12 protein-coding genes are annotated in these 12,735 nt (G+C 55.7%); all 12 read right to left on the reverse strand.

What is annotated here, in order from left to right; translation table 11 throughout:
* Positions 1-403: 403 nt before the first annotated feature.
* From LBR61_10190 to LBR61_10245, 12 genes are read right to left on the reverse strand one after another with little or no spacing between them, the layout of a single operon-like run.
* Positions 404-946: a 2-oxoacid:acceptor oxidoreductase family protein gene (locus tag LBR61_10190; protein ID MDR1732445.1), complete on the reverse strand. Its 543-nt coding sequence runs from the start codon at positions 944-946 to the stop codon at positions 404-406.
* A gap of 3 nt (positions 947-949) precedes the next feature.
* Positions 950-1,795 (reverse strand): hypothetical protein, encoded by an 846-nt coding sequence (locus LBR61_10195; GenBank protein ID MDR1732446.1) that lies wholly within the window; start codon positions 1,793-1,795, stop codon positions 950-952.
* Entirely contained in the window at positions 1,796-2,965 is a 1,170-nt protein-coding gene (locus LBR61_10200; protein ID MDR1732447.1) for a 2-oxoacid:acceptor oxidoreductase subunit alpha, read from the reverse strand.
* The gene (locus tag LBR61_10205) at positions 2,962-3,213 is read right to left on the reverse strand and encodes a 4Fe-4S binding protein (protein MDR1732448.1); all 252 of its coding nucleotides are present in this window, start codon (positions 3,211-3,213) and stop codon (positions 2,962-2,964) included. The genes LBR61_10200 and LBR61_10205 overlap by 4 nt, the downstream gene beginning before the upstream one ends.
* Positions 3,210-4,772, reverse strand: coding sequence for an AMP-binding protein (locus tag LBR61_10210; GenBank protein MDR1732449.1), 1,563 nt, complete (start codon positions 4,770-4,772; stop codon positions 3,210-3,212). Before LBR61_10210 ends, LBR61_10205 begins: the two co-directional genes overlap by 4 nt.
* Positions 4,769-5,593, reverse strand: coding sequence for an ABC transporter ATP-binding protein (locus tag LBR61_10215; GenBank protein MDR1732450.1), 825 nt, complete (start codon positions 5,591-5,593; stop codon positions 4,769-4,771). The genes LBR61_10210 and LBR61_10215 overlap by 4 nt, the downstream gene beginning before the upstream one ends.
* On the reverse strand, positions 5,575-6,342 hold the full coding sequence (locus LBR61_10220; GenBank protein ID MDR1732451.1) for an ABC transporter permease: 768 nt from the start codon (positions 6,340-6,342) through the stop codon (positions 5,575-5,577). Before LBR61_10220 ends, LBR61_10215 begins: the two co-directional genes overlap by 19 nt.
* A 33-nt stretch (positions 6,343-6,375) precedes the next feature.
* Complete coding sequence (locus LBR61_10225) at positions 6,376-7,257, reverse strand: acyl-CoA dehydratase activase (GenBank protein ID MDR1732452.1); 882 nt, start codon at positions 7,255-7,257, stop codon at positions 6,376-6,378.
* 33 nt (positions 7,258-7,290) lie between these two features.
* Positions 7,291-8,499, reverse strand: a complete 1,209-nt coding sequence (locus LBR61_10230) for a 2-hydroxyacyl-CoA dehydratase family protein (GenBank protein MDR1732453.1) — start codon at positions 8,497-8,499, stop codon at positions 7,291-7,293.
* Positions 8,492-10,522: an acyl-CoA dehydratase activase gene (locus tag LBR61_10235; protein ID MDR1732454.1), complete on the reverse strand. Its 2,031-nt coding sequence runs from the start codon at positions 10,520-10,522 to the stop codon at positions 8,492-8,494. The genes LBR61_10230 and LBR61_10235 overlap by 8 nt, the downstream gene beginning before the upstream one ends.
* Complete coding sequence (locus tag LBR61_10240; GenBank protein MDR1732455.1) at positions 10,519-11,256, reverse strand: C45 family peptidase; 738 nt, start codon at positions 11,254-11,256, stop codon at positions 10,519-10,521. Before LBR61_10240 ends, LBR61_10235 begins: the two co-directional genes overlap by 4 nt.
* A 26-nt stretch (positions 11,257-11,282) precedes the next feature.
* Positions 11,283-12,296 carry an aliphatic sulfonate ABC transporter substrate-binding protein gene (locus LBR61_10245; protein MDR1732456.1) on the reverse strand — a complete coding sequence of 338 codons (1,014 nt, stop codon included), beginning with the start codon at positions 12,294-12,296 and terminating at the stop codon, positions 11,283-11,285.
* Positions 12,297-12,735: the final 439 nt, after the last annotated feature.

Raw genomic sequence — 12,735 nt, forward strand, 5'->3', positions numbered from 1 at the left:
GACAGTCTCTAAAGATTGATAAAGAAAAAATGAAGGCGAAAATTTCCATTTCACTACATTTACGTGATTTATGTATTAATTTTTAAGTATAAATACTTATCTCATTGTTAAAATATTTATCTGCGGCACGACTGTGGAGATTTATACCAATTTGCTTTCAACCGAGCGTTAATGAAGAAGCTAATGTTTGAATATCACTGCTTTTAGCTATTCTAACTTTAGGCCCTTTATTTCAAATTGGTATTAATGAAATGTTTGATACTCGTCGAAGCGGAAACCGCTCTGATTGGCATACTTCTTGCCTGATGTTTTGATATTTTTCGTATATTTTTATAAATTTTTATAAAGTAACATTTAAATATAAATAATTCTGTCTGCATTTGTAACGTCTCAGACGTTTTATTTATTTGAATGAATATCGGTACCCCGCTTCAAGCGCCTGGATATTTTCTTCCGTGAGGCGGGGGACGATTTTTTGAATGGCCCGCTTCGCTCTTTCCAACGGAACGGAATCCAACTCTTTTATGATCGCGCCCACAAAAACGGCGTTGGCGAACTGCCGGCTTCCAATCGCCTCCGCCGTCGCGCCGGCCGGAATTGCGAGCCGAACGAATCGCGAAGGTTTTTCGACGATGGATTCCGGCGGAAAGCTGACGGTTTCAGGATCATACAGGACGGTCCCCTGTTTCATCAAAAAAGAAAAACGATTCCAGGCCGCCTGAGACATCGCGCAGAAAATATCCGGACTTTCCACGACCGGACTGTCGATTGGTTCGTCGGAAACGACGACCTGACTGCGCACGTAACCGCCGCGGGTTTCGGTTCCGTGACTGACCAGCATCGTAACCCTCAGGCCATGCAAAGCCGCGGCGCAGCCCAGAATTTTCCCCGCCGCCACGACCCCCTGACCGCCGAATCCGCTGAGCAGAATCTCCTGCCTGAACATCGCTTAATCAAACCTCTTTCCCGTCGTCGTGCTGTTTTCTTTGCTCACCCTTTCGGTCCATTCCCGCAAAGACGCCGCGAACTCCGGCCTTGAGCCCCTCGCGTCATGATAGACGCCGCTTCGAAAACGGGGATCTCCTCCGTCCTGAAAAAGGCGTTCAAACCAGCGATAAACGGCTTCCTTATCCCTGCTTCCGAGAGAAATCGCTCCAAAATGGGTGACGCAGGGGTAGATGAAATGGACAAGGGAAAAACCCCTGTTGTCGATGGCCTTTACTACGCTGTCCACAGCGTTTTGCCCTTCAAAACTGGAATGGCGGGCGAGAAAAGTGGCGCCCGCGTCTTTCAGCAGCGTCAAAATGTCGATGTCGTTTTGCAGCCAGCCCTGCTCTCTGGTTCCATAAGGGCTGCTGTCCGTGACGCATCCCAAAGGCGTCGTGAAGCCATATTGTCCTCCCGTGGACTGATATCCGAAATTATCGGCGACGATCACCGCGACGCCGAGATTGCGCCTCGCGCAGTGCAGCAGGTGCGAAAGCCCTATGCCGAAGGCGTCTCCGTCGCCCACCGTCAGGATGATTTTTTTGTCGTCCGGCAGCGCCGTTCGAAGGCCCGTCGCGATGGCGTAAACCCTTCCGTGGGTTCCGGCGAAGTTGTCCCCTTTCCAGGTGTTGAAAGTCTGCCGGCCCGCGCAGCCGATGCCCGTTCCCCATACCACGTCCCCGACGCCAAGTTTCAGTTGTTCGACGGCCATCAACACTTTTTTATGCACCTGCCCCAGGCCGCAGCCGACGCAGGCAGTGCTCGGAATTTTGCGCTCACGCAGCCAGCGCCGTGCCCAACGGTCCATTTACCAGGCCCACCTTTCCCACAGTTTCGGCGCGGGAAAACAACCTTCCGAAAGGCCGATGACCGCCTCCACCAGCTCCGCCGCCGTCGGCAGTTCGCCGCACCTGCCGATGAAGTGAACGGCGCTTCCCCCTGCGGCCCGCTGAACCTCCCGGACGAGCTGTCCGTCCAGGTTGAGCTCCACCGTCAGGTAAACAGCCCTGCGCGCGAACAAACGATCCTGAAAAGGCCAGAGGGACTTCAGCCGGATTCCCCCGACTTTCAGGCCCAGGCTTCTTGCCTTTTTGACGGCGCTGGCCATCACACGGGAGGGGCTGCCGTAACTGACCAGAACGACGTCCGGATCATCTTCCAGACACGTGCCCTCGTAACGGTCGATAAGGTCGCGGTGATCCAGAACCTTGCGGGTAAGCCTGTAAGCGTGTTTGACCTGCGCTTCGACCTCCTCGGTGTCGTATCCCTCCTCGGTCGGAGTCCAGTCGGAGCAGGCTCCGCCCGTATTGCGCCCCAGACGCACCGGAGGAATGTCGATCTCGCTGGTGGCGGGATAAAAGCACGGGCCGGCGTGAGCTTTTCCCGGAATGACCCGAAGTCCCATCGCCCGCAGCTCTTCTTCGTTTTCAGGAAGGTCGAAGGACTCCAAACCGTCGGTAACGATCTGGTCGGCCAACAGCGTGACCGGCGTACGAAAGCGCTCCGCCAGGTAAAAAGCCTCGACGGTCATCGAAAAGGCCTCCTGAACTCCGGCGGGAGCAAGGACGATCGTCTCGAAGTTGCCTCCATGAGTGGGATACCGGCTGAGGTAAAACTCCCCCTGACCGGGCGCGCCTGTTATGCCGCTCACCGGGCCGACTCGCTGGGAGTTGACGACCACCACCGGAACTTCGCTGCCGATGGCCCAGCCGTAAGGGTCGGAGAAGAGCACGTACCCCGGGCCGGAGGTCGCGGTCATGGCTTTGAGCCCGCCCAGGGCCCCTCCGATGCAGATGTGAAAGGAAGCCGTTTCGTCCTCGGCCTGAATGTAATAACCGCCGACCTGAGGCATTCGGCGGGACATATTTTCCGCAATTTCCGTGGCGGGCGTGATGGGATACCCGGAAAAGAGCCGGCAGCCCGCCATGACGGCGCCCTCGGTGATGGCCGCGTTGCCCGTGTCAAAAAGCCTTTTCACGCGATGGCCCCCTTCGCATCCGCATCCGCCCCAAAGGCGGGCAGGACGTCAAGGCAGAAGTCCGGACAAACAAAGACGCATTTCATGCAGCCGACGCATTTTTCCGGAGCGTTCGCCCGGTAAATTCTGTAGCCTTTCGCGTTCAAATCCGGACTCGGTTCGCAGACTCCCCTGGGGCAGACGATTCGGCAGTATCCGCAGCCTTTGCAGCCTTCGGGATCCAGGTCCACAATGTACGACGTCTTCATAATCTTTCGGCCTCCGGAAGGTTCAGATAGCGCTCGACGAGCCTGAGCCTCTGAATTTTTCCACTGGGCCCCCTGGGAAATTCCTCAGCGGGGTAAATACGCCGGGGTATTTTAAACGCGCTCAACCTATTCCGGCAAAAGGCTTTGACGTCCTCTTCGCTGAACGCCGCGCCCTCACGGAAGCGCACAAAGGCGACGACCTCCTCTCCGTAGAGCGAGTGAGGCACGCCCACCGCGGCCGCCAATTCCACCCCGGGGCACAGGTACAGCACTTCGTCTATTTCACGGGGAGAAATCATCTCTCCGGCCCGATTGATCAGCTCTTTCTTTCTGCCCTGCAAAAATAAATAACCGTCCTCGTCGAAACGGCCAAGGTCGCCGGTGAAAAACCAGGAATCCCGGAACTGCGCCGCCGTGGCCTCCGGATTTTTGAAGTACCCGCCGGCGATGTTTGCGCCCCGAACCGCCACCTCCCCCACAATTCCCGGCGGCGCTTCACTTCCATCCTCCAGAACGATTTTGATCTCGCTGCCGAAGGGAATTCCCACCGATCCCGCTTTGTGAGGCGCCGGAGGCAGAGGGTTGCTCGTGATCTGGCTTCCCCCTTCGGATATTCCGTAGGATTCAATCACCGGAACGCCGTAACGCTCTTCGAATTCCCTCAGCACCGCCTCCGGCAGGGCCGAAGACGCGGACCGCGCGAAACGCAGGCGGCAGGTCTCCGCTGCTTCTTCGCCCCGGCTCAAAAGAATCGAGTAGATGGTGGGAACCGCGCTGAACCACGTGACCCTGTGCGATGCCGCCCAACGCCAGAAAGAATGCGCGCTGAACCTGGGCGGCATGACGACTTCGTGTCCGACAAAAAGCGGAGTCAGGAGAGTGACCACCAGACCGTTGACATGGTGGAGCGGCAGCAGGCATAAAACTTTGTCCTCTCCGGTGAGTTGGTGCGCCTCCTGAATGTTGACGCACTCCGCAATCAGGTTTCCGTGGGTGAGGACGACGCCCTTCGGCGCGCCTGTGGTGCCGGACGTGTAAAGAAGTAAAGCCGTGTCCTCCGGCAGGTCGTCCTCCTTTTCGCCGTCGCGGCCTCCGGAGGAGAGAGCGAAAAGCAGCATACGCACCGGTCCGGATGCGATAGTTTCCACTTTAACGCCTTCTTTGACGCCTTCAGGCAGTTTCTTTTCGAGCGCCTCTCCCAGAGAATCGGCGGCCAGCAGAAAACGCGCGCCGGAGTTTTTCAGAAGAAATTCCATTTCCCTGGACGCGCTTTCGGGGTTGAGGGGAACCGCCACGCCTCCGCCGGCGACTGCGGACAAAAAGGCGACCGAGGCTCCTATGCCATTGTGAAACGCCAGAGCGACACGATCTTTTTTCCGAAGTCCCAGGCGTTTGAGATTTTGGCTCACGTCCCCGACGGCGCGGCCGAGTTCTCCGAAAGAAAGGGTTTTGCCCTCCGGCTCGCTCAAAAACGTCCGGTTTCCATCTTCTTTTGCCCGCAGCTCGACCAATTCGCCAAGATTTTTTATTTTCATATCAAAATTCATATTAAAATTCATATTGAAAAATCCTCCTCCACGTCCTGGTCGTCGAAAAATTCCTGAAGAATGGATTTACGAATGTTCACAAATTCGTAACTGCTGCGGTTGCGGGGACGCGGCAGGTCCACCCTGATCTCCCGTTTGATGGTTCCCGGGCGGCTCGACATCACGATAACCCGATCGCCCAGGTAAATCGCCTCGTCGATGTCGTGGGTGACAAGAATCATGGTCATTCGCCTGAACTCTCGAATGCGAAGTATTTCCCTCTGCATGTGGATTCTCGTCAAAGCGTCCAGCGCCCCGAAGGGCTCGTCCAGCAAAAGGATCTTCGGTTCTTCGATCAGGGCGCGCACGATGCTGACGCGCTGCTGCATGCCTCCCGAAAGCTGGTGCGGATACGCGTCGGCGAAACCTTCCAGCCCCACGAGTTTCAGGTATTGCATAACCAGATCGCGTTTTTCTTTTTTGGAAAGTTTTTTCCGGTTCGACTCGCTGATGCCGAACGTCACGTTCTCCGTGACGTTGAGCCAGGGAAACAGTCTGGATTCCTGAAAAACCATTCCGCGGTCGTAACCGGGAGAGTGAATTTCCTCGCCGTTGCTGACGATGGTTCCCTCTTCGCAGCTTTCGAGCCCGGCGATCATGCGGAGCAAAGTACTCTTACCGCAGCCGCTGGCGCCCACGATGCTCAAAAATTCCCGCGGCTGCACCGTGAGATCGATGCCGCTGAGAGCCCTCACCTCTCCGAACTCGATGGAGAACGTCTTGCCCAGCCGCGAAATGACCAGGCCGCCTTCTTTTGGATGCGCCGGCTGCGTCGTCATGCGTTCACGTTCCACCGCAGCAATCGGCTCTCCGCGAAGCGCAAAAAGCGGTTGATTGCCCAGCCGATCACCCCTATTGTGAAAACGCCCACCAGCATATTCGCAGGTTGAGCGAGTTCCCGGGAGTAGGAAATGAAAAACCCCAAACCGGAGGAGGCCGCGATCATTTCCGCGCCGATGACGCTTATCCACGCCGTTCCCACTCCGATGCGCAGTCCCGTGAAGATGCCAGGGGACGCGGCCGGGAGCACCACCTTCATGATGACGTTCATTCGGGATTTCATGAAGAGAGTGGAAACTTCAATATACTTTTTATCCACATGGCGAATGCCGTCCATGACGTTAATGAGCACGGACCAAAAGGTGCCGATCGCGATGACGATGATTTTGGAACGCTCCCCAATGCCCGACCACAGAATCAACACCGGAACCCAGGCGATGATGGGGACCGGCCGCAGGATTTCAATCAGAAACCGCATCGATTTTTCGAAGGGCGGGAACAAACCCATCAAAGTCCCCAGCACAATTCCCAGCACGGCCCCCGCCGAGTAACCAAACAGGACTCTCCGCAGGCTCGCCGCGATGTTTTTTTGCAGGCCGCCTCCAGTTATCTGCCTGACCAGCGAACCTAAAATCCTCCCGGGAGACGGCAGGATCGTCGTGTTGACCATGCCCTGCCTGCAGGCCAGCTCCCAGATGACGATCAAAATCACCGGAAGGATCAGGCTGAAAAAAAATAAATCGGAAAAATTTTTCTTCTTCATAATAAATCCCACCACAACGAAAAAATTAAAAGGTTATATGTAATTTCCATAGCTCAACTGCCGCTCCCGGGCGAAACGCCCGGCGTAAAAAGCCGCTCCCAGCGCTCCCGCGTACGTGGCGTCCAGGGAGGAGTCTCCCATCTTCACCTCCAGAACTTCCTCCAGCGCCTCTCGCATACCCGGATTGTTCGCCGTCCCGCCGGTAAAAAGAACGGTGGGCTCCAGACCGATTTTGCGCATCAGGCTCCTGATTCTGCGCGCCGTGGCCAGGTGAATGCCGGCGGCGATGTCCTCCCGGCTCACCCCTCCCGCTTTCAGCGAAATGACCTCCGACTCGGCGAACACGACGCACTGACTGCTGATTTCGGCGGGATGACTCGACCGCAGCGCGCAGTTTCCCAGCTCGTCCAGCTCGATTTCCAGAAGCTGAGCCACTTTTTCGAGGAAACGGCCCGTGCCGGCGGCGCATTTGTCATTCATGATAAACTCCACCACTTTGCCGCTGTCCGGCTCAACCCTGATGGCTTTGGAGTCCTGTCCGCCGATGTCGATGACCGTCCTCGTCGCCGGGTTCAAAATGTGTGCTCCCATGGCGTGGCAGGAGATCTCGGTGAGTATCCGGGACGGAATGTCGTCGAACCGCAGCGTGATCCGTCCGTAACCCGTGCTCACCAGACAGGCCAGGTCCGTCCTTTTCAGGTTCGCGGCATCCAGAAGCCGTTGCAGCACGCTGTCGGCAGTTTCCCTGTTCGAGACGCCGCTCGCCTCAAGAGCGGCGGTGGCGGCGCCGTCGGCGAGGAGAACCCCCTTCGTGGCCCGAGACCCTATGTCCAGCCCCACCGTCGGGCCATGATCGAACATATCTTCGAACAGATCTTCGCGGATGTTTTCCAGAACGTGTTTGGAAACTGACATGACGATCGCTCCCTCCAACCCCTGCTCTGCCGCTCAGGAAAGCATTTCCACAAAAGCCCTGACCCTCGTGACCAGCTGTCCCGTGGGCGGCCCGACCTGAAAAGTTCCATCTATGGAAATGGAAGGAATATTCCGCTTACGAAAATATTCCCGCTTGAGTTCGACGTCGATGCTTCCAAAGGAGCAGCCGACATACCCGTACATGATAATCCCCACGGCGTCGCTTTTTTTGATCTGGTTTTCCACCACCAGGCAGGCCTGGCTCGTGGTGCCGCTGTTCTTGCCTCCGATTTGAAACTCCACGAAGGCGTCCAGAGGGGGTTTGGACTCGTCGAAGCCCGCCTCGAAGGTATTGGGAATGCACCAGCCCAGCACGCCTCCGCCGGCATCGTCTATGGCCTCGTACACGCCGAACTCCTGCCCCCGGGCGCCCGTCCACACCAGGCGCACCACCTCGTCGTCGTACTCGCCTTCCCTGAGAGCGCTCATTTCCTCAATAATGAGATCCAGCGCGTCCTCGTACTCCTCAGGTTTGCCGTAGAAGTGGCTGGAGCCCAGCAGAACGAACATGGCCGGCAGGCTTTTGATGTAGGTCGCGTGCCGTCTGCGGAGGTTCATGATGGTTCTCGCCTTGCGAATCGCGCGATTATAGCGCTTCATCTCCACGCTCAGCCTCTCCTCGTCCAAAGGCCGGCCGGAGATCCAAAGGGCCGTGTCCCTGACCTGACGTTTATAATATTCTGTTAAATTGTCGTAGCGCTCCTGACTGATGTCGTCCGGTTTGAACCCCGTATCCGTCACGCGCGTGTCGAAACCGTATTTCTTAATCAGTTCGAAGGCGATATTGAACGGTTCGCAGGACCCGCTGCGATAATAGAGGCGTTTGACCGTGGCGTCCCTGCGCAGAAAATACTCCCCGATAATGATTTTGACCATGGAACAGGTTTCACGGGGAATCTGAAACAGCCCCTCGGCCACGGACATGGCCTGAGCACTTCCCAGACGACCGAGTTCCGTAAAGGCCAGCGGGACCGCGCCGCAGGCGTAAAACAGGGGACACTCCGACAGCCCCACGGTCCAGACGACCTCCCTGCCCTCTCTGTTGGCTTTTTCCGCGTCATAGACGTAATTGACCGCCAGGTCGAGAATTTTGCCCACGCCGGGGGAATGTCGGTGCACCACGTCCCTGCTGTGGCGAATATGCTCCATTTGAGCTTCCATGTCGTTATGAATGTCAGACAAAATTGATTTCCCTCTTTTCCAGAACTTCCACAAAGGCCTCCAGCCTCGTCTTGATCTGGCCCTCGTCTCCCGCCGAATAGTCACCGGGCAATTCCAGCAGGGGGATGCCGATTTCCTGAAAGCGCCGGATAAACTCGTTTTTCGCCATGCCGTAGCAAGGACAAAATTTCATGTAATAAAACACCACTCCGTCCACGTCGTATTCGAGGGCAAGGCGGGCGGAGAACTCCACTCTCTCAGAAAGGGGTTTCATCCTCGCGCAGGGGGCCTGCCCCAAATAGCCCGCCGCGATGTCCTCGAAGACGTCTCCTCCGGTTTCGGGCACGTCTTTGGCGAAGGGGCTGTACCCCGTGCAGTTGTCCTCCACCACAATCGAAGCCCCCAGATCCCGCTCGATAAGGGCGGTCAATTTGCCGTCTCCGTCGGCGACGATTCCCCCTGCCAGCATCAATCGGATGGTTCCGCGCCCGTCCGCAGGCGGCTCATATTCTTTCAGCCGGGCCGCGATCCCCTCAAGATGCGGAAGCAACTCCTGCGGAGGCAGATAATAGCAGGCCAGGGCAATCTTCTGAAAGTCCATGCTTTTCAGCGGCGGCGGCGTCATTTTACGGAAGCCCGAAATTTGACGCATCAGCGCCCTGACTCTGTTGTACAAAACGACGTTTTCGCGGATTTTCTCCGGAGAAATTTTTTCCCTGGTGATTTTTTCCAGGTCTGCCGTAAAGCCCCGCAGTTCCGTCACGTAATAATCCAGAGAACTTTGATTTCCGATCAGACGCGGCAGATTGAAAATGCTGGTCGGGACGAACTGTCCGCCAATGGCTTCCGCTGTTTTTCGCATACAGTCGCAGGTGTAAAATGTATAAACTTTATCGACGCTGGCATAGAGCGGATAATTTTCAGAAAATCCCCCCAGGCAGCTCTTGGTGAAGTCACAAAAAATACTTTGCGTAATCGTCTCCCCCGCGCTCAATTCTTTTTGATTGCCGGCGTGCAGCAGGCGCATATGAGCGACATTGGCCGCGTTCAGAATTTCGACGGGCGTGTAGGTGCAGAGATAAGCCACGTTCTGTTTTTTGCCCGTCGTTTTCTGGATGTAGCGTTCCTGCCGGTTCGAGACGGCGTTGTCCAAATCCGTCAGGTCCAGAGAGAACCTGGAAGCGGCCGCCTGCCGGCGTTCAGATCGCTGCAGGGCGTACAGTCCGGCGAAGAGCACGGCCCCCAGAGCTCCGGTGTAAACGGCGTCCAGGGGTGAAGTCACGACAGGGAACCCTAACAGTTCCTCCAGAGCTTTTCTCATTCCGACGTTTTTGGAAACCCCGCCGGAGAACAAAACGCCGGATTCGACGCCGGTGCGGCTCAACAGATTGCTCAGGCGTTTGACCACGGAGGCGTGAATGCCCGCCGCAAGGTTGTTCACGTTTTCCCCCATGGCCCGGCCGGAGATGATTTCGGACTCGGCGAAAACCACGCATTGACTGCTGATGTCGGCGGCTTTGACCGCGCTCAGTGAAAGCTCCCCAAGCTCGGCGACCTCACGGCCCAGGATGTTGGCCGTCTTTTCCAGAAAACGTCCGGTTCCGGCGGCGCACTTGTCGTTCATGACGAAATCCAGCACGCGCCCGTCGTTTGGATCGATGCGGATGACCTTGGAATCCTGACCTCCGATATCGATGATGGTATGAATATTTTCGCCCAGGAAGCTGCCTCCCAGTCCATGACAGGAAATCTCCGTCACGGTGCGGCATGGAGCGAAATCAAAATCGATGGAGACGCGTCCGTAGCCGGTCGCGACGATGTAATCGACAGTTTCGGCCTCCACGCCGCTTTGAAGGGAAAGGTCCTTCAACAGCTCTTTCGCCGTGTTCTTCATGGAAAATCCCGTGGGCGTCAGGGACGTGTATATTTCCCCTTCCGTCAGAAGCACGGCCTTTGACTGCCGCGAACCGATATCGAGCCCGATGACGCAGCAGTCGGGAATTTTTGAAACTTTTTCCGGCGCAAAGAAATTCTGAAGTTTCATTGCGGCGGTTCCAGGATCTGCCAGGACGCCCCCGGGTCACAAACGTACCGGTAGTGGGCGACGCAGGACGGAATATCGTAAATAACGGCAGAGACCGTTGCGGAGCCGAGGCCGTCCTCCGTTTTTTTGTAAATGAACGCGTCTTCCCCCCGCCAGGCAAGTTGTTCCCTGATAAACGGCACATCGACATCTTCCGCGCTTTTCTCCGAGAAAAGACGGCGGATGGCCTCGAAACGATGCGGGGAGTCGTCGTTCTCAACAGGACGGGTCAGGTTCAAAAAATGATTCGTCCTGAAAAAGAAATCTTCCTCCACAAATTCCACGGCAAAACGACGGTCGATCTCCTCAATGGAGACGATGCCCTCTTCGTTGGCGATGACGATGTTTCCTCCAACGTGTGCGCCCCTCACAAGGTGCCACTGAGCTATCTCCGCCGCCTCCAGCAGGTTTTTGGCGTTGCCGACGACGTCTTCGACGATCACGCCTCGCGGAGTTTTTCGCAGGATGTCCTCAGAAAGGCCTTCAGGTCCTCCCACCCAGGTGATGGCGGCGGAAACGCCCCACTCGTTGATCCCGCTGTTCAGGCCGCGCTCCTGCCGGTTGGTTCTGCCGGCGACGCCAACGTAAGAATATCGGCGTTTGTTGCGCACGATCTCCTCCTCAAAGGAGTTTTCCGTCCCGATGTCGCGGTTTTTAAAAAGATATTTTCTGTTGACGCTTCCCAGGGTGCACATGATCGCGTTTCTTTCCCGTCCGCTCTCTACTTTTTCGAAGCTTTATAAAGTTTTTCCGCTTCGATGAGATACTTATCGGTGTACAGAGTTCGAACGTCAAAATCCTGATCGATAAGGCCGCTCTTCAGCAGGAAGTCCTTCGTTTTGGTTATCTGGTCCCAGTCGAAATCGGTGAAATACGGATTGTACTGATTGATCAAAAATCCAGACAGGTCCGATTCTTTAAACCCGCTTTCCTGCGCGATCAGCCTGATGGCCCTTTCGCGGTCCTGCTGGAGAAAGTCGTCAATTTGCAGAGCCACTTTCAGGTACCTGACGGTGATGTCCGGATTTTTCTCCGCGAATTCCTTACGCACAATGATCGTGCTGGTGTTTTGTTTCACTCCGGCGGATTTTGCGAGGTACTTCGCGGACCCGTTGCCGGTGAAAATCGTGCCGTAGGGCTCCCAGGTGGTCCCCGCGTCGATCTGACCGGAGGCCAAAGCCGCTCCCAAATCCGTGGCCCCCAGATTGACGAGCTCCACATCCTCGACGGTCAGCCCCACTGTGGCCAGCACCAGCACCAGGTAATGATGCCCTGAAGAGCCTATGGACGCGGCGACTTTTTTGCCTTTGAGCTCCGCCACGCTGGTGATTGTGGAATTCACCGGAATCAGCAGGGTGTTGCTGTCGGGGTTGACGCCCGTTTTGTAAATCGACTGAATCGGAAGACCGTTCGCCACCGCCGTGACGATGGGCATGTCGCCAACTTCGCCGAAGTCGAGGCTGCCCGCCGCCAAACCCTCGATAATGGGAGGCCCGTAGGCGAATTGCTCGAACTCAACCTTGATGCCGTCGGCCCCGAATTCCTTTTCAAAGAACCCTTCGGCGACCGCGAGATGTCTGATCTGGCTGGAGCCCTGCCACCCCACATGGATGACCTTCGCCTGGTTCAGTGAAGCGGCCTGCGCGCCGAAAGCGGTTCCTGCAAACAACAAACCTGCAAGCAATAAAATGGAAAATACGTTCAAAAAAACTTTCGCTGTTTTGATAAATTTCATTGTAATTTCTCCTTCTTTGTCCAAAGTGGATTCTTAAAAAACTTAAAAAAAAAGAGGAAGTTATTTAAACTTCCCCATTGGTCGTCATACAATCATTCTCACGCTGTTTCATCGGCGATCAGGTTCACAACATGCAATCCGCCGCTCTACAGAGGACATCGTACGCAGACCCACGAAATCGCGTTTTACACATGCATATTCTTGAGACGTCAGGATCGAAATGGATTCTGCTCACGTTGATCACTTCCTTAAAAACTTATATGTTTAGTATTTCTTATTGGATTAATATATAATAATTTTATTGAAAGTCAAGAGGGAAAGTATCGTCAGAAAAGTGATATCTATCTGTAAAACTGAGGACGCCGCAGCCTGAAATATGGGCTCGCCTCGCGAGCTTTACGGCTTTCTGCAAGGTCCACATCCGCATAAATCAGCGCCT

This window comes from Synergistaceae bacterium (assembly GCA_031272035.1).
In the GTDB taxonomy this organism is placed as follows: Bacteria; Synergistota; Synergistia; order Synergistales; family Aminobacteriaceae; genus JAISSA01.